The 15224-nt window shown below is 67.7% G+C and carries 17 protein-coding genes; 10 read left to right on the forward strand and 7 right to left on the reverse strand.

Going from position 1 to position 15224, the window contains the following annotated elements; genetic code table 11:
* Nucleotides 1–63: 63 nt before the first annotated feature.
* From AB5J62_RS33200 to AB5J62_RS33210, 3 genes are all read left to right on the forward strand, one after another.
* Nucleotides 64–882, forward strand: a complete 819-nt coding sequence (locus tag AB5J62_RS33200; RefSeq protein WP_370943942.1) for a BTAD domain-containing putative transcriptional regulator — start codon at nucleotides 64–66, stop codon at nucleotides 880–882.
* 39 nt (nucleotides 883–921) lie between these two features.
* Nucleotides 922–1608, forward strand: a complete 687-nt coding sequence (locus AB5J62_RS33205) for a winged helix-turn-helix transcriptional regulator (RefSeq protein WP_370943943.1) — start codon at nucleotides 922–924, stop codon at nucleotides 1606–1608.
* Between the two features lie 151 nt (nucleotides 1609–1759).
* Nucleotides 1760–4075, forward strand: a complete 2316-nt coding sequence (locus AB5J62_RS33210) for a sensor histidine kinase (RefSeq protein ID WP_370943944.1) — start codon at nucleotides 1760–1762, stop codon at nucleotides 4073–4075.
* Nucleotides 4076–4080: 5 nt separating this feature from the next.
* On the opposite strand, the gene AB5J62_RS33215 is transcribed toward AB5J62_RS33210, so the two are convergent.
* A complete protein-coding gene (locus AB5J62_RS33215) occupies nucleotides 4081–4686 on the reverse strand; it encodes a DNA-binding response regulator (protein ID WP_370943945.1) in 606 nt (201 codons plus the stop codon).
* Nucleotides 4687–4810: 124 nt separating this feature from the next.
* Nucleotides 4811–4996 (reverse strand): hypothetical protein, encoded by a 186-nt coding sequence (locus AB5J62_RS33220; RefSeq protein ID WP_370943946.1) that lies wholly within the window; start codon nucleotides 4994–4996, stop codon nucleotides 4811–4813.
* 287 nt (nucleotides 4997–5283) lie between these two features.
* Here AB5J62_RS33220 and AB5J62_RS33225 point away from each other — a divergent pair, with 287 nt between their 5' ends.
* Complete coding sequence (locus AB5J62_RS33225) at nucleotides 5284–6021, forward strand: helix-turn-helix domain-containing protein (RefSeq protein WP_370943947.1); 738 nt, start codon at nucleotides 5284–5286, stop codon at nucleotides 6019–6021.
* 120 nt (nucleotides 6022–6141) lie between these two features.
* Here AB5J62_RS33225 and AB5J62_RS33230 read toward each other — a convergent pair whose 3' ends face one another.
* The 4 genes from AB5J62_RS33230 to AB5J62_RS33245 form a co-directional block, all read right to left on the reverse strand.
* Nucleotides 6142–6561 (reverse strand): DUF6187 family protein, encoded by a 420-nt coding sequence (locus tag AB5J62_RS33230; protein ID WP_370943948.1) that lies wholly within the window; start codon nucleotides 6559–6561, stop codon nucleotides 6142–6144.
* The gene (locus AB5J62_RS33235) at nucleotides 6554–7855 is read right to left on the reverse strand and encodes an FAD-dependent oxidoreductase (protein ID WP_370943949.1); all 1302 of its coding nucleotides are present in this window, start codon (nucleotides 7853–7855) and stop codon (nucleotides 6554–6556) included. Before AB5J62_RS33235 ends, AB5J62_RS33230 begins: the two co-directional genes overlap by 8 nt.
* Before the next feature lies 1 nt (nucleotide 7856).
* On the reverse strand, nucleotides 7857–8363 hold the full coding sequence (locus AB5J62_RS33240) for a DUF6423 family protein (protein WP_370943950.1): 507 nt from the start codon (nucleotides 8361–8363) through the stop codon (nucleotides 7857–7859).
* 109 nt (nucleotides 8364–8472) lie between these two features.
* On the reverse strand, nucleotides 8473–8970 hold the full coding sequence (locus AB5J62_RS33245; protein ID WP_370950408.1) for a MerR family transcriptional regulator: 498 nt from the start codon (nucleotides 8968–8970) through the stop codon (nucleotides 8473–8475).
* 134 nt (nucleotides 8971–9104) lie between these two features.
* Here AB5J62_RS33245 and AB5J62_RS33250 point away from each other — a divergent pair, with 134 nt between their 5' ends.
* Nucleotides 9105–9665, forward strand: coding sequence for a hypothetical protein (locus AB5J62_RS33250; protein ID WP_370943951.1), 561 nt, complete (start codon nucleotides 9105–9107; stop codon nucleotides 9663–9665).
* A complete protein-coding gene (locus AB5J62_RS33255; RefSeq protein WP_370943952.1) occupies nucleotides 9626–10984 on the forward strand; it encodes a copper resistance CopC/CopD family protein in 1359 nt (452 codons plus the stop codon). The genes AB5J62_RS33250 and AB5J62_RS33255 overlap by 40 nt, the downstream gene beginning before the upstream one ends.
* A gap of 181 nt (nucleotides 10985–11165) precedes the next feature.
* Here AB5J62_RS33255 and AB5J62_RS33260 read toward each other — a convergent pair whose 3' ends face one another.
* On the reverse strand, nucleotides 11166–12224 hold the full coding sequence (locus AB5J62_RS33260; RefSeq protein ID WP_370943953.1) for a cobalamin-independent methionine synthase II family protein: 1059 nt from the start codon (nucleotides 12222–12224) through the stop codon (nucleotides 11166–11168).
* 128 nt (nucleotides 12225–12352) lie between these two features.
* Between AB5J62_RS33260 and AB5J62_RS33265 the strand changes: the two genes are divergently transcribed.
* From AB5J62_RS33265 to AB5J62_RS33280, 4 genes are all read left to right on the forward strand, one after another.
* Nucleotides 12353–12844: an SRPBCC family protein gene (locus AB5J62_RS33265; protein WP_370943954.1), complete on the forward strand. Its 492-nt coding sequence runs from the start codon at nucleotides 12353–12355 to the stop codon at nucleotides 12842–12844.
* A gap of 63 nt (nucleotides 12845–12907) precedes the next feature.
* On the forward strand, nucleotides 12908–13318 hold the full coding sequence (locus AB5J62_RS33270) for an SgcJ/EcaC family oxidoreductase (protein WP_370943955.1): 411 nt from the start codon (nucleotides 12908–12910) through the stop codon (nucleotides 13316–13318).
* 3 nt (nucleotides 13319–13321) lie between these two features.
* A complete protein-coding gene (locus AB5J62_RS33275) occupies nucleotides 13322–14272 on the forward strand; it encodes a TIGR03560 family F420-dependent LLM class oxidoreductase (RefSeq protein WP_370943956.1) in 951 nt (316 codons plus the stop codon).
* A gap of 3 nt (nucleotides 14273–14275) precedes the next feature.
* Nucleotides 14276–15223 (forward strand): LLM class flavin-dependent oxidoreductase, encoded by a 948-nt coding sequence (locus tag AB5J62_RS33280; protein ID WP_370943957.1) that lies wholly within the window; start codon nucleotides 14276–14278, stop codon nucleotides 15221–15223.
* Nucleotide 15224: the final 1 nt, after the last annotated feature.

The raw sequence follows: 15224 nt of genomic DNA on the forward strand, positions 1-15224 counted from the left end.
CTGTCGGAAAGCACAGACCAGGCGGGGGGTTCCGGCGATGAATGCATCTGGGGAGGCGCGGCGATGGACGCATACGCACCACTGCTGACCGAACGCGACGAGTCGACACAGCCGGCGGTGCGGTTCAATGTGCTCGGGCCACTCGAGGTGCTCAAGGACGGCGTCGACTACGCGCCGACCACGCCGAAGGTACTGCGGCTGCTGGCGATGCTGGTGACCAGGCCGGGAAAGATCGTGCACGTCGATTCGATCATGCACGAGCTATGGGCCAACGATCCGCCGCGCACGGTGCGGACCACCATGCACACCTACGTGCACCACCTGCGTCGCTGCATCGAACAGAACGGCCTCGCGGCCGACGCGGAATCACTGCTCGTCACCAAGCCGCCCGGCTACCTCATGCGCATCGACCCCGAGCAGGTGGACGTCTTCGGCTTCCAGCGCCTGCACCGCCAGGGCCGCGAACTGCTGCGCAGACGGGAATACGCGGGCGCCGCCACGGCGTTCCGCTCGGCACTCGACCTGTGGTCGGGACCACCGCTGTCGAACGTGCACTGCGGGCCCGTGCTTTCGGGCTACGTGGTGGAACTGCTCGAACAACGGCGCAGCGCGCTCAGCCTGCGCATCGAAGCCGAGATCTGCGGCGGCATGCACCTCGAGCTCATCGGCGAGCTGCGCACGCTGGTCGCGGGCAACCCGCTGGACGAAAGCCTGCACGGGCAGCTGATGCGGGTGCTCGGGCGCAGCGGGCGCCGGTCCGACGCGATGGCCTTCTACCGCCAGCTCAGGGCGAGATTGAACGACGAGCTGGGCGTCGAACCCTGCGACGAACTGCAGCTGTTGCACCACGAACTGCTGGCCGAGGGTGAACATGGCCGCTGAGATCCCTGTCAGTATCCCGGAAAGAGTGAGGACCCAAGTATGAATGCTCGTAGCTACGGCCAATTCTGCGGCCTCGCCCGTGCGATCGAGATGATCGGCGAGCGCTGGTCGATGCTCGTCGTCCGCGATCTGGTGCTGGGCCCCAAGCGCTTCACCGAGTTGCAGGCCGGCCTGCCGAAGATCCCGGCCAGCATCCTGTCGACCCGGCTCAACGAACTCGAGCACTGGGGCGTCATCCGGCGCCGGGTCACCCCGCAGCTGGACGCGTCCGTGGTCTACGAGCTCACCGAGTACGGCGGCGAGCTGGACCAGATCGTGCTGCAGCTCGGCATGTGGGGCGCCCGGTCGCTGACCGAGCCGTGCCCCGACGAGGTGATCACCACCGACGCGGCGATCTTGGCTCTCTACGGCGCCTTCCGGCCGGAAGCCGCGCTGGACCGCCGGATCACCTTCGAGCTCCGGCTCGGCCCGCTGGTCGTGACCGCGATCGTCGCCGACGGCTCCGTCAAGGTCGCCGAAGGCTGCAGCGAGCAGTTCGACATCAGCATCGAGCCGAAGAACCCCGCCATTCTCAACCAGTTGCTCAAGGGCGAGGTCGACGCGGCCACCGCGATCGCCGACGGACGCGTGATCGTCAAGGGCGCGCCCGAGCACCTCGAGCTCTTCTCACAGATCTTCCACGTCGACTCGACGCCGGCGCCGTCGGAAGGCCTGGTCGTCCACTGAGTATCCAGCCGGTCCCGTGCGGCCTCCTCCATATGACAAAACGCTAGAAATGCGCGCGGGACCGGCTCAATCGCTTCCCAGTGAGCAGCAGTCGGTTAAAATCCCCTGTGCCGCTCGCCCGGCACGACCTCTGGGGGTTACGAGCGAGCTGGTGACTGGGGTGCTTATGCCGGAAGAAAATCGGATCACGATCACCGCGCAGCCGCGGGGCGCCGCCGGGCCTGACCGGCGGCCTCGCCAAGCCGTGCACATCGCCAACGCGATCGTCACCGTGGTGTTCGCCGGTTACTTCGCGGTCCAGCTGTACAGCGCGTCCAAATCGGGCGCCACGACCAGCACCCTCGTCGGCCTGGCGGTGGTGACCGGCACCCTGGTCGCGATCCAGCTCTTCTACTTCGGCCGCCCGTCGACCCAGCTGCGCTCCACGCTGAGCCACGGCGTGCTCGTGCTGCAGGCGCTGCTGGGGTACCTGCCGATGGTGTTCTTCGGCGGCGACCTGGACGACATGCCCAGCTTCCTCGCGGGCAGTGTGCTGCTGGTGCTACGCCCGCTACCCGGCTGGATCGCGTTCGGCACGATCGTGCTGAGCATGATCCCGATCGAGATGGCGCTGGACACCGCCACGCTCGACCGGCTCTACGACGTCTTGGTCGTGCTGGTCACCGGGTTGTACGTGTATCTGCTGACCCAGCTCTCCCGGCTGGTCACCGGCCTGAACGACGCACGCGCCGAACTCGCCGAGGGCGCGGTCGCCGAGGAGCGCCTGCGCTTCGCCAGCGACCTGCACGACCTGCTCGGCATGGGACTTTCCGCGATCGCGCTCAAGGGCGAGCTCACCCACCGGCTGCTGCGCCGAGCCCCCGAGCGGGCGAGAGCGGTGCTCTCTGACATGACCGGCATCGCCAGGCGCACGCTGTCCGACGTGCGCTCGGTCGCGAGCGGCTACCGGGAGCTCTCCCTGGAGGGCGAGGCCAGGATCGCCAAGTCGCTGCTGGCCGCCTCCGACGTCGAGGCGGAGCTCGACCTCGACCAGAGCGACCTCCCCGTCCAGTTCCGCACGGTGCTGACGACCGTGCTGCGCGAGGGCGTGACGCACGTGCTGCGCCACAGCGAGGTCAGCACCTGCCGGATCACCGTCCGGCAGACGGACCAGTCCGTGACGCTCGACATCGCCAGCGACGGCAGCGCGCCGTCCGACGGCGAGGACACGAGCCCGGTGGGCAAGCTGACCGAGCAGGTCACCGCGCTCGGCGGCAAGATCTCGCTGGAGCAGCGCGACGGCGGCACCCGGCTGTACACCGTGCTACCGCTGCCCGACGAGCACGGGGTGAACGCGAAGGCGGCGCGGGCCGGCCAGGACCCGGACACCCAGCCTGGCACTAAGCAGACGCGGACCGCGGTCGCGCTGGTGTTCTCCGGCATGTGCGTCGCCGCGCTGGTCCACCTGCTCTATCTCACCTCTTCGCCCTGGCAGATCGCGCTGACCGGCGGCTACCTGGCGGCGCTGCTCGTGCTCCAGCTGTCGTTCTTCAGCCGCCCGACGGCCAGGCTCCAGTCCCGGCAGGGCTACGGGCTGCTGTTCGTCCAGGCCTGCCTGATCTTCCTGCCGCTGATCCAGCTGAAGGCCAACTGGGTGAGCCTGCCCGGCTGGCTCGCCGGCACCGCGCTGCTGGTGCTGCGGCCACCGGCGGGCTGGACGGTGTTCGCGGCCGTGGTCGCCGGGGTCGTCTGGGTGCGCGCCGGGTTCGCCGCCGACCCGCAGGGCATCGTCTTCAACGCCGTGGCCACGGTGAACACCGGGCTGATCGTGTTCGCGCTGAGCTGGATGACCAGGCTCGCCGCCGAACTGGAGACCACCCGCAGGCGGCTGGCCGAGGTGGCCGTCGCGGAGGAACGGCTCCGGTTCGCCCGTGACCTGCACGATCTGCTCGGGCTGAGCCTCTCGGCGATCGCGTTGAAGACCGAGCTGACCGACCGCATGCTGCCCGTCGACCCCGGCCGCGCCGAGACCGAGCTCGAAGACGTGCTCAAGCTGTCCCGTGAGGCGCTGGCCGACGTCCGGTCGGTGGCCACCGGGTACCGCGAACTGTCGCTCGACCAGGAGTCCCGCTCGGCGCAGGCCGTGCTCGCGGCGGCCGAGGTGGAGGTCAAGATGGACCTTCAGCTGGGCGAATTACCCAAACCGGTGACGACCGTGCTCGCGGTCGTGCTGCGCGAGGGCGTCACGAACGTGCTGCGTCACAGCAAGGTCGAGCAGTGCGACATCGCGGTGCACCGGATCAACGGCGAGGTCAGGCTCGACATCGTGAACGACGGCGTCGGCCAGGCCGCGCCGAAGCCGGGCACCGAGATCAGCGGCAACGGGATCCGCAACCTGTCCGACCGGGTGAGCGCGCTGGGCGGGGAACTCACCGCCGCGGTGGCCGAGGACGGGCGCTTCCGGCTGCGCGCCGTGGTGCCCGTCTAGGGCGTTCAGATCCAGTCTGCGTCGCGGGCGATGCGGATGGCGTCGAAGCGGTTCTTGGCGCCCACCTTGGACACGATCGTGGTGAGGTAGTTCCGCACGGTGCCGGCGGAGAGGAAGAGCTGGCCCGCGATCTCGACGGGATCGGCGCCCGCGGCCGTCAGCCGCAGCACCTCGATCTCGCGCGGGGTCAGCGGGCAGTCCTCGGAATCCCACGCGGCGATCGCCAGCTCACCGTCGACCACGCGACGGCCGGCGGCGACACCGCGGATGGCGTTCGCCAATTTGTCGGCGGGCGCGTCCTTCAGCAGGAAACCGCCGACTTTGGCCGCCAGTGCGCGGCGCAGCGTCCCGGGACTGCCGAGGCTGGTGAGGATCAAAGTGCGGCATTCGGGCATGAGCTCGTGCAGTTCCGCCGCCGCGCTCAAGCCGTCTTTGCCGGGCATGTCGATGTCGATGACCGCGACATTCGGTCTCGCCGCCCTGGCCGCGGGCAGCACTTCATCACCGGTGGCCGCTTCCGCGACCACCTCGATATCCGCTTCAAGGCCGAGCAACGCCACCAGTGCTCCGCGCACGATATGCATATCCTCGGCGACCAGTACCCGGATCATGGAAAGCCCCCTCTACTGAGAACAACATATCTAACACTGTTCTCGATGGCTGGGCACTTCCCGGCATGGAACCGGCCGCCGACCGCCCTGGAGCACGGTCGACGGCCGGGGCCGTGGTTTCCGCTCAAGCCGCTTCGGCCATCGGCGGAATGAAACAGATGCAGTCGGTGACCGAGTTTCCCGGCATGCGCCAGTTGGTCCACTGGTCGAACCGGTCGATCTCGAGCTTGATGCCGGCGTCCCGGACATCACCGCTGTAGCCGATCTCCGAAAAGAAGACGTTCACTCGCTCAGACGTCACAATGTTCATCGGGAACTCCCCCGCTTCGAGAAACCCTTTTGGTTGACACGTTGAAGTGTGCTCGGCGTCACGTGCTCCCATCCAGTGGACGCCGCACCACCCGTTCGTGGCTTTCGCATGCTCCAAAAGGCGGCACCGTCAACCCCTAACGTGGTCACCTTTTCGATCATGTATTTCTCATACGGGGACGCTCAAAATTACATGTCGGACGGTGATCGGGTAACTACACCGCGACCAGCGCGAACACTAATCTCCAGTTGACCTGGAACGAATCGGGTCAATGAGGGGAGGCCATGATGGATGAAACCGTCCGATGCGCTGTGGAGCGTGCCATCGGAACCATGCGCGAACACCTCGGCGAGCAGGTGACCATCGACGACATGGCTCGTTCCGCGATGTTCAGCAAGTTCTATTTCTCGCGGATGTTCCACCAGGCCACCGGAGTTTCCCCTGGCCGATTCCTCGCCGCGATGCGGCTGGCCGAGGCCAAGCGCCTGCTGCTGTCCACCTCGATCACGGTCGCGGACATCAGCAACCGCGTCGGCTACGCCAGTGTCGGCACGTTCAGCTCCCGGTTCAGCAGCCGGGTCGGCGTCTCCCCCACCGCCTACCGCAAGTTCCGCGGTGTGGTGCCCGGCGACGCCGTGAACCACCCGGCGGCAGGCGGCTCGGTGGTGCGCGGCACGCTCACCATCCCGGCCGGTGTCCCGCCGATGGCCGTCTTCGTCGGCCTGTTCCCGCGCCGCCTCACCGAGGGCAACCCGGTCCGCTGCGCCATCGTCGACGCACCCGGCGAGTTCGAGCTCGACGGCGTCCCCGACGGCTTCTGGCACGTCGTCGCCCACTGCGTCACCGAGCCCGCGTGGGCCAACGCGCCCTACGTCGGCTACCAGGGCCCCGTCCAGACCAGGACGGGCGTCGAAACCCCGCCCGCGGACCTGAAGCTCAGGGCGAAGCGTTCCTTCGACCCACCGGTCCTCCTGGCCCTCCCGGCCCTCCGCAGGCAGGCTCAGGCCGAGAAGATCGCCGTCTAGCCCCGCCCGAGCTAAAAAAATCCCAATGCGTCGTTCGGTCCTTGGCACGTCCCCAATGCGTCGTTCGGCACCTACCAGGGACCAAAGGACGCATTGGGATTTTTTTAGCCCGGCCAGGGGTCAGGGGCGGGCCAGGGCGTCGACCTCGGCCCGGCGGAACCAGCAAGCGGTGAGATAGGCCGCCGAGCCGGGGCCGAGGCCGGGGTGGACCCCGGTGACCACGCGCAGGGTGTGCTCCCACGAGCGGCGCAGTGAGCCGTTGGTGGTGCCGGGGATGCCGGTGCCGGCCAGCGCCGGGCCCAGCGTGCGCCAGCGGGCGGCGCCGGTCTCGACGAGGCCGGGCGCGGTGAACTGGGTCAGCGCGCCGTGCCGGACCCGGTCGACGGCCAGAGTCACGAGCGCCGGGTCGTCGGCGAGCGTGGCGAGACCGAGGCCGGCCAGCAGGCGTTCGGCGTCCAGGCCCATCAGGATCACGCCGGCTTCGGTCGACGGCGGGTCGTCGATGCCGGGCATCGAGAACCGTGTGTCGTGCTCAGGCACGTGAGACCGCCAGATCCGAGACGAGCGGCCGGTCGAACAGGCCCGCCGCGACGGCCGCGGCCACACGTGCGGTCGCGATGCGGTGGCCGTCGATGTTGCGGGCGGCCGGGCCGAGCACCATGCCCGCCGTGGCGCCGACCGCGAGCACGCGCGGGGCGAGCCGGTACGCGAGCGTGCGCTCGTCGAGGTCGGCCCAGCCGTCGCGGGCGCCGATGACCTCGTCGGGCAGCACTTCGGAGCCGGTGGACGGCTGGGTGCCCAGCGCGAGCAGCGCGAGGTCGGCGTCGATCCGGGTGCCGTCCTCGAGTTCGACGGACACGCCCTCGGACAGCGCCTTGACCGCGCGGCCGCGGTGCACGATCAGCCTGCCGTCGGCCTCGGCACGCTGGAACCCCGGCCGGAACTCGAACATGATCGACGCGCGGCGGAACCTGCCCATCAGCGTCATCCGGTCTTCCCAGCTCACACCGTCGAAGCGGGCCCTGCCCTCCGGCCGGAAGAACTTGGAGTTGACGTCCGCGCACTGATAGCGCTCTTCGGTTTCCCTGATCACCCAGTGCACTTCGGCGCCGTCGGCGAGCGCGTTCGACACGAGGTGCGCGGCCGTGAGCCCGGCTCCGACGACGATGACCCGGCCGGCGCCCGACGGGACCGGCTGATCCCAGTACCGCACGCCCTCACCGGTCCACCAGCCCTGCGGCGCCTCGCGCCGCGATTCGCCCATGCACAGCACGGCGAAGCGGGCGGTGACCGTCGTGGTGTCCGTGCGCACGGCGACCGCGTCGGCCGACGGCAGCACCGAACGCACGTTCTGCCGCCACGTCCGCTCGCCGATGTGGTGGCTGGCGACGAGATGTTCGCAGTAGGCCTCGAACACGTCGACCGGCACCACCGACCGGTGCCCGGCCTGCGCCATGCGGATCTCGTTGCGCTCCACCGGGGAGAGCAGCGACCAGTGCATGCGCGCGAAGTCGAGCAGCTCGCAGTCGCGGAAGCCTTCCACGCCGGGATGATGCTCGTACGGGGAGCGCAGCACCCGTTGCCGCAGCAGGTCGATCCGGCCGAAGAACCGGCCGCACGGGCGGTCGCGGTCGAGCAGCACGACGTCACGGATCCCGTGGTGCCACAAGGCGGAGGCGACCGCGAGCCCGGCCGGACCGGCGCCCGCGATCACCACGTCGGCCGAGCGTGGCGGCACGACGGAGGTGGCGAAAGCGGGCGAGGGCAGCAATCCCGGCCAGTCGCGGCCTCGGGCGGAGCCGAGCAGGTGCGGCTCGGGTACGAAGGAGATCACGTCAGCCGATGATGGTGACCGGGACGATGACCTCGACGACGGGCCGTTCGCCCATCCCGTCGGTGATCAGGCTCTGCAGCGTCTGGTCCGACTGCTCGGCCGTGTCGGTCGAGATCGGGCTGTACCGGGAGTAGGAGTACGTGGGACGGCGGCTGCCGGTCTCCAGCGTGTACACCTTCAGCACCGCTTCACCGGGGCGCACTTCACCGTCGTAGAAGGTGAGGCGCCGCTGATCGGGTGTCATGAACGACTTGGCGAACTGGCGCGAAAGCACCAAGGTGTCCTCGTCGTTGACGAAGGTCGACTCCTCGTCGGTGACCACCTGCATCGCGACCCAGGTCTGGTCGGTCAGGTTCGTCTCGGACTTGATGATCTGCCAGCGTCCCGGTTCCGGGAGGTTCACGCACACGGACACGTCGTGCCCGGTGGTGTCGATCGCGCCGGAGATCATCAGGACCCGGCGGCGCACATCGGCGACACCGGCGAGCTGAACATCCCTCGCCCGCACACGGGTCGTTACGTCTAGTCCAGGCAACTCGGGTGATGACATAATGACAATGCCTCCCAGTCAGTAACTGGAGAATTCCACAGGCCCGTCGCGCATGTCAAGATTGTCGTCAGGCGCTGCGACGTGCCGAAACCTGTTGCACCGCAAGCTTTCTCAGCGTCGACAACAGAGCGTCACTCAAAACGGTGTCCGGCGACGAATGGGCGAGCGAAACGTCGATCTCGGCTACGCGCCGCATCGCCGCCGCGTAGTCGTCGAGCGCGGCGAGCACGTCGTCCCTGCCGAGTTCGCGCAGCCTCGCGAGTATCGCGGCCAATGCCAGCTCCGGCGCCGAACCCGGTTTCGCGGGAAAGACATGCCTTTCCGCCAAATCTTCGACGGTCCGTTCGGCCCATGGGGTTGCGCTGGATACCACTTCCTTGACCGCCGCCAGTGGTAATCCGCCGACTTCGAGCAATGCCCTGATCACTTTGAGCCGACGGATATGCCGCTCGCCGTAACGGGCCTGGTTCGGTTTGACCCGTTCCCCCGGCGGCAGGATGCCTTCGCGCACATAGAATTTGATCGTCGCGATCGGGACTTCCGCTATCCTGCTCAACTCGGCCATCCGCACGGCGAATCCTTCCCTTCGCTTCTTCTCCCAAGTTACCGTCGGTAGACCGCGAAACAGGGCGACCACTTGCGGTTACAGCACTTATGGAGAACCCGCCTTATCACCCACCGTCACGAACTGGAGCCGGGATGACGACCCTCGAAGCGGCCACATCCTCGAAGTGGATCACCGCGCTGAACACCAAGTACCACAAGCCGGCCCTGGCCCTATTCGCGTTCGTGGTGCTCGCGCACTGGGCAGAGCACCTCGCGCAGGCCTTCCAGATCTACGCGCTGGGCTGGAAAATCCCCGACGCGCGCGGTGTGCTCGGCCTGCCGTTCCCGTGGCTGATCAAGTCCGAGTGGATGCACTACGGCTACGCGATCATCATGCTCGTTCTACTGTGGATGCTGCGCAGCGGCTTCGACGGCCGGTCGCGCCAGTGGTGGAATCTCGCGCTGGGTATCCAGTTCTGGCACCACATCGAGCACCTGCTGCTGCTGATCCAGGCGCAGACCGGCTGGCGTCTCGGCGGCGGCGCGGCCCCGTCGAGCATCATCCAGCTGTTCGTGCCCAGGGTCGAGCTGCACCTGTTCTACAACACGATCGTGACGATCCCGATGATCATCGCGATGGTCGTGCACCGGCGCGCGGCGGCCGACGAGTCGCTGTGCACCTGCTCCGTCCCGCGCGTGCCCGTCGCCGCCTGATGATCGCGAGGCTGCTCGGCGTCGTCGGCCTGCTGTGCACGCTCGTCGTGTTCGGCGCGCCGCCGGCGTCGGCACACGTCGAGATCATCTCGACCACTCCGGCGGAGGGCACGCGCCTGCAGGCAGTGCCCCCGCTGATCTCCTTGCGCCTGACGGAGAACATCGGCATCCAGCAGGACTCACTGCACGTCGTCGACGAGCGTGGCACGCGCGTCGACGACGGCCATGTGTTCCAGCCGGGCGAAGAGTCCGAAGTGGTCGGTATCCGCCTCAAGCCCGGCCTGTCGTCGGGCAGTTATCTGGTGACGTACGGGTTCATCTCCGCGGACTCGCATCCGGTCCGCGGCTCGTTCGCGTTCGTGGTCGGCGACGGGCCGCTGCTCACGGCGAGCGGTTCGGTGTCCGCCGCGAACGGCACGAACGCCGCGGTCGACGTCATCCACACGGCGCTGCGCTGGGTTTCCTTCTGTGGCTTGGCTTTGCTCGGCGGCCTGCTGTTCGTCCTGCTCTGCCGCCCGGCCGGTCGCGGCGACCGGCTCGTCCGCCGCGTCATACTCGGCGGCTGCGCGGCGACGGCCGTGTCGTCGCTCGGCGTACTCGTGTTGCAGGGCCCGTACGTCGCGGGCCAAGACCTCTCGGCGGTGGCCGACCTCGGACTGCTCGGCGCGACACTGAAACTGTCCTACGGCAAGCTGATGCTGCTTCGTGTGGTCATTTTGGCCGTGGCGGGCTGGCTGGCCAATAGGCTATTGGGCCCGGACACGCCGTTGCGCCCGCGCTACGAAAACCTGACGATGGTGGCGGGTTTCGTAATATTGCTGACGTTCTCCGCGACCGGCCACGCCATCGCGGACCCGATCCCGTTCTTCTCGCTCACCGCGGACATGGCGCATCTCGGCGGGATCCTGCTCTGGATCGGCGGCCTCGTCCAAATCGCGCTCAGCCTCTGGCGGCCCGTCGCGGGCGAAGACCTCGCCCAGGTTTTCGCGCGCTTCTCGACGGTCGCGTTCGTGTCGGTCGCGACGATCGTGGCGAGCGGCGCCTACCTGAGCTGGCGTTCGGTCGCCTCGTTCTCGGCGCTCTTCACGACCACGTACGGCGTGCTCCTGCTCATCAAGCTCGCGTTCTTCGCCCTGCTCCTGGTCGCCGCCAACGCGAGCCGGGGCGCCGTGCGCCGTCGCGCCATCGCCGTCGACTCCGGCGGCTCGGTCGCCACCGACGTCCGCACCCTCCGCCTCGCGGTCACCGCCGAAGTGGCGATCGCCTCGGTCGTACTGGTGCTCGCGGCGATCCTGTCCTCGACCGCCCCCGCCCGCTGAACATCCCGAAAGCGTCCTTCGGTCCCTACCAGGTCCCCAATGCGTCTTTCGGTCCCTACCAGGTCCCCAATGCGTCTTTCGGTCCCTACCAGGTCCCCAATGCGTCTTTCGGTCCCTACTAGGTCCCCAATGCGTCGTTCGGCACCTACCAAGGACCGAACGACGCATTGGGATTTTTAGCTCAGCCGAGGGCTTCGGCGGCGAGGCGGGTGCCGTCGACGCGGGCCTGGATCTTGGCGAAGGCGATGTCGCGCGAGGTGGACGTGTCGTCGGCGAAGGGCGAGAAGCCGCAGTCGTCGCAGGTGCCCAGGCGGTCGGGGCTGATGTACTGGGCCGCCTGGAGCACGCGGTCGCGGACCTCTTCGGCGGTCTCGACGCGGGGGTCGATCGGGTTGGTCACGCCGACGAAGATGCGTTGCTCCGGCTGCGCGTGCTCGGCGATGATGGCGAGCACCTTCTGCGGCTCGGCCTCGCCTGCCAGTGCGATGTAGAAGTTGCCGGCGCGCAGCTGGAAGAGCGCGGGGAGCAGTCCGGAGTAGTCGACGTCGAGGCTGTGCACCGAGTCCTGGTCGCCGCCGGGGCAGGTGTGCACGCCGATCTTCGCGCGTTCCTCGGCCGAGAACCGGTCGAGCACCGCGTTGTTCAGATCCACAAAGGACTGCAGGAGCCCGCCGGACGGGTCGAGCTTCAGCGAGAGCCTGCCCTCGGTGAAGTCGATCTGGACGCTGTCCGCGCCGCCGTCGAGCGCCCGGCGGATGTCGGTCGCGGCGCCGTCGACCAGGTCGGCGAGGAACTGTTCACGCGAGTAGCCGTCGATGCCGTCGGCCGGGTAGATCAGGCCGAGTGCCGACGCCGCGATCACGGCCTGCTTGACCGGCTTGGAAGCGATCGCGCGCGCTTTCGCCAAATACGTGTCGGCATAAATGCCGTACCGGAACGGGCCGGAAGCCAATCGCGGCAACTGCCGGGTGTGACCGTCCGCGAAGGGGATGACCACACCATCGGGCGCCAGGTCGAGATCGGTCAGTGGATAGGTCGCGAAACTGGGTTTTCCTTGCTCACCATCGGTGATGACCGGTGAACCGGTTGCTTCGAACCGGGCGATCGTGTCGGCGAGTGCGGACTCTTCGAGTTTCGCAAGTGCTTCGGCGCTAATTTTTCCGGCAGCGAAGTCACCGAGTCCTTCGAGCAGGAATGCGGGACGCGGGACACTGCCGATGGGCTCTGTGGGAATGTGCATGGCGAGAATGTTTTCTCGATCATCAATCGCCGCGGTACCGCCAAATGCGCTACACGAACCTTCTTACTTTCTGCGCACAACGGGCTACCGTCTTGCGGCCGCCCGCGAGCCCTGTCAGCCTGGACCGCGTGGAACCGTCGATCACCCGCAGCATCCACATCGCCGCCGACCCGATCACCGTCTGGTCGCTGCTGAGCGATCTCCCTCGCATGGGCCGGTTCAGCCCCGAGAACGTCGGCGGCCACTGGGTCGACGGCGACGGACCGGCCGTCGGCGCCCGCTTCCGCGGCACCAACCGCAACGGCCGGAAACAGTGGCACACCAAGGTGAAGGTCATCCACTGCAGGCCGGGGCTGCGGTTCACCTTCGACGTCCGCTCGCCGTTCGGTGTCCGCGTCTCGCGCTGGGAGTACGTGGTCACCGCGACCGCGACCGGCTGTGAGCTCACCGAGAACTGGTACCGCGTCGGCAGCGTGTTCGTCCGGCGTTTCCTAGGCCCGAAGGTGACCGGCCGCGCCGATCGGCCCGGTTTCAACACCTTCTCCATCGAATACACACTCGCCGCTCTCAAGGCAGAGGCCGAGCTCCAGTGGGCAAGAAGGAAGACGTCCGCGGCTTAGCGACTGACAGACGATGCTCTGGGAACGCCGGGTACACCCGGTGCGAACTGGAGGAGACTCTTCATGAGCGTGGACGAGATGGCCGTCCGTGAACTGGTCGAGACGGTCGGAAAAGCATGGGCGGCCAACGACGGCGACGCGTTCGCCGACGCCTACACCGAAGACGCCAGCCTGACGCTCTCCGGTGACCGCTTCTTCGCAGGCCGCGAGGTGATCCGCGCGGTGCTGACGCAGCAGTTCGCCACCGCGCACAAGGGCACGACGCTGCTGCAGAACATCACCAAGGTCCGGCCGCTCGGCCGGGACGCGGCGTTCGTGATCACCGAGGGCGGTGTGCTGGCGCCGGGCGAGACGGTCCCCGCGCCCGAGCGCGCGTTCCGCGCGATCTGGGTGATGGTCAAGGAAGAGAACACCTGGCTCATCGCGGCGTACCAGAACACCCGCACCGCCGACACCACTCTTCCGGGGGCCTGAACCATGTCGCTCAAGTACAGCATCTTCCTACCCCAGGGTTTCGTGCACGAGCTGGGCGCGTTCTGCGACCCGATCGAGGCGTACGAGACGCTGACCGCCGTCGCGCAGACCGCGGAGGCCTGCGGGTTCAACACGGTCTGGGTGGCCGATCACCTGCACACCGCGACCTCGGAGCAGCATCACCTGTTCGAAACCTGGACAACGGTCGCGGCGCTGCTGCGGGACACCAGCCGGATCCGCATCGGCCACATGGTCACCTGCAACGACTACCGCAACCCCGCGCTGCAGGCGAAGATGGCGTCCTCTGTGGACGTTCTCGGCCACGGCCGGTACACCTTCGGCATCGGCGCCGGCTGGCACCAGCCCGACTACGACGCGTACGGCTACGAGTTCCGCGAGGCTCCCGAGCGGCTCAAGCGCCTGCGTGAGGCCGTGCAGATCATCCTGTCACTGTGGACGGAGCTGGAGACCACTTTCGACGGTGAGTACTACCAGCTCAAGAAGGCGATCAACCAGCCGAAGGGCATCCAGCAGCCACACATCCCGCTGATGATCGCGGGCGAGGGCGAGCAGGTCACGCTCAAGCTGGTCGCGCAGTACGCCGACATGTGCAACGTGACGCAGGACCCGATCGGGATGCGGCACAAGTTCGAGGTGCTCAAGAAGCACTGCGAGGCCGTCGGCCGGAACTACGACGAGATCCACCGCACGGTCCAGACGCACTGCGTGTTCGCGGACTCCGACGAGGAGGCCCAGACGCTGGTGGCGCCGTGGACGCCCGCGGTCTTCCCCGGCGACGTCCGCGACTACGGGCTGGTCGGCAACGCCAAGACCATCCGTGACCGTCTCAAGGCTTACGAGGACGCCGGCGCGCAGGAGCTGGCGATCAGCTTCGCCTTCCCGGAGAACCCTGACACCTATCTTCGGTTCGCCGAAGAGTTCATGGGGAACTGAGCCATGGAGATCGGGATCGCTCTGCCCGTCAGGGAAATCGCGATCAAGGGAGCCACCGATGCCGCGCCGCTGCTCAAGATGGCGCGTCAGGTCGAGGACTTCGGCTTCGACTCGCTCTGGACGGGCGACTCGTTCGTCGCGCGGCATCGGCTGGAACCCTTGACGCTGCTGGCCGCGCTGGCCTCGGTGACCGAGCACGTCACCGTCGGCACCGCCGCGCTGACCGCCGTGCTGCGTGACCCGATACTGCTCGCGCACACCATCGTCACGCTCGACCAGTGCAGTGGCGGCCGTCTGAAGCTCGCGATCGGCACCGGGAACCCGTTGCCGGTCAAGGCGGAGTACGACGCGGTCACCATGCGCTACGACGAGCGAGCGGCCCGCGTCGACGAAATGATCAAGTTCTTCAAGCGCGCGTGGCGTGGCGAAGACGGTGACTACACCGGCGAGTACCACGACTACCAAGCCTTACGAGACCAGTCACCGCCGTTGCAAAAGGGTGGCCCGCCGATCTGGCTTGGCAGCAACGGAAAGCCGAAGGCCGTCGCCAGAGCAGGCAAGCTTTACGACGGCTGGATGCCCGTGCTGAGCACCCCGGCCAAGTACGCCGAGTCGCTCAAGGCCATCCGGGACACCGCGTGCATCACCAACCGGGACCCGGACGAGATCAGCACGTCGGTGTACGTCACGGTCAACCTGAGCAACAGCAAGCAGGACGCCATGGCGGGCCTGGAGGACTTCACACGCCGCTACAACAACCTGCCGCTGGCCCCGATGTCGGCGTACCAGCTGTACTTCGGCGGCTCCGCGTCTGCGTTCACCCGCTGGATCAGCGACTACGCCGACGCGGGCGCGCGGCACATCGTGATCAGGGTCGGCTCGTTCGACCACTACGACCGGCAGGTCAGGACGCTGGCCGACGAGGTCGTCCCCGCCGTGAAGGGAGCCTGAC

The sequence above is a fragment of the Amycolatopsis sp. cg5 genome (assembly GCF_041346955.1).
Taxonomy (GTDB): domain Bacteria; phylum Actinomycetota; class Actinomycetes; order Mycobacteriales; family Pseudonocardiaceae; genus Amycolatopsis.

Excerpts from the sequence above, each read along its gene's own strand:
- AB5J62_RS33245 (WP_370950408.1), bottom strand. The coding sequence starts at position 8,970 with ATGGCCGAGTTGAGCAGGATAGCGGAAGTCCCGATCGCGACGATCAAA.
- AB5J62_RS33270 (WP_370943955.1), top strand. The coding sequence starts at position 12,908 with ATGAGCGTGGACGAGATGGCCGTCCGTGAACTGGTCGAGACGGTCGGA.
- AB5J62_RS33280 (WP_370943957.1), top strand. The coding sequence starts at position 14,276 with ATGGAGATCGGGATCGCTCTGCCCGTCAGGGAAATCGCGATCAAGGGA.
- AB5J62_RS33205 (WP_370943943.1), top strand. The coding sequence starts at position 922 with ATGAATGCTCGTAGCTACGGCCAATTCTGCGGCCTCGCCCGTGCGATC.
- AB5J62_RS33225 (WP_370943947.1), top strand. The coding sequence starts at position 5,284 with ATGGATGAAACCGTCCGATGCGCTGTGGAGCGTGCCATCGGAACCATG.
- AB5J62_RS33260 (WP_370943953.1), bottom strand. The coding sequence starts at position 12,224 with ATGCACATTCCCACAGAGCCCATCGGCAGTGTCCCGCGTCCCGCATTC.
- AB5J62_RS33215 (WP_370943945.1), bottom strand. The coding sequence starts at position 4,686 with ATGATCCGGGTACTGGTCGCCGAGGATATGCATATCGTGCGCGGAGCA.
- AB5J62_RS33220 (WP_370943946.1), bottom strand. The coding sequence starts at position 4,996 with ATGAACATTGTGACGTCTGAGCGAGTGAACGTCTTCTTTTCGGAGATC.
- AB5J62_RS33250 (WP_370943951.1), top strand. The coding sequence starts at position 9,105 with ATGACGACCCTCGAAGCGGCCACATCCTCGAAGTGGATCACCGCGCTG.
- AB5J62_RS33275 (WP_370943956.1), top strand. The coding sequence starts at position 13,322 with ATGTCGCTCAAGTACAGCATCTTCCTACCCCAGGGTTTCGTGCACGAG.
- AB5J62_RS33200 (WP_370943942.1), top strand. The coding sequence starts at position 64 with ATGGACGCATACGCACCACTGCTGACCGAACGCGACGAGTCGACACAG.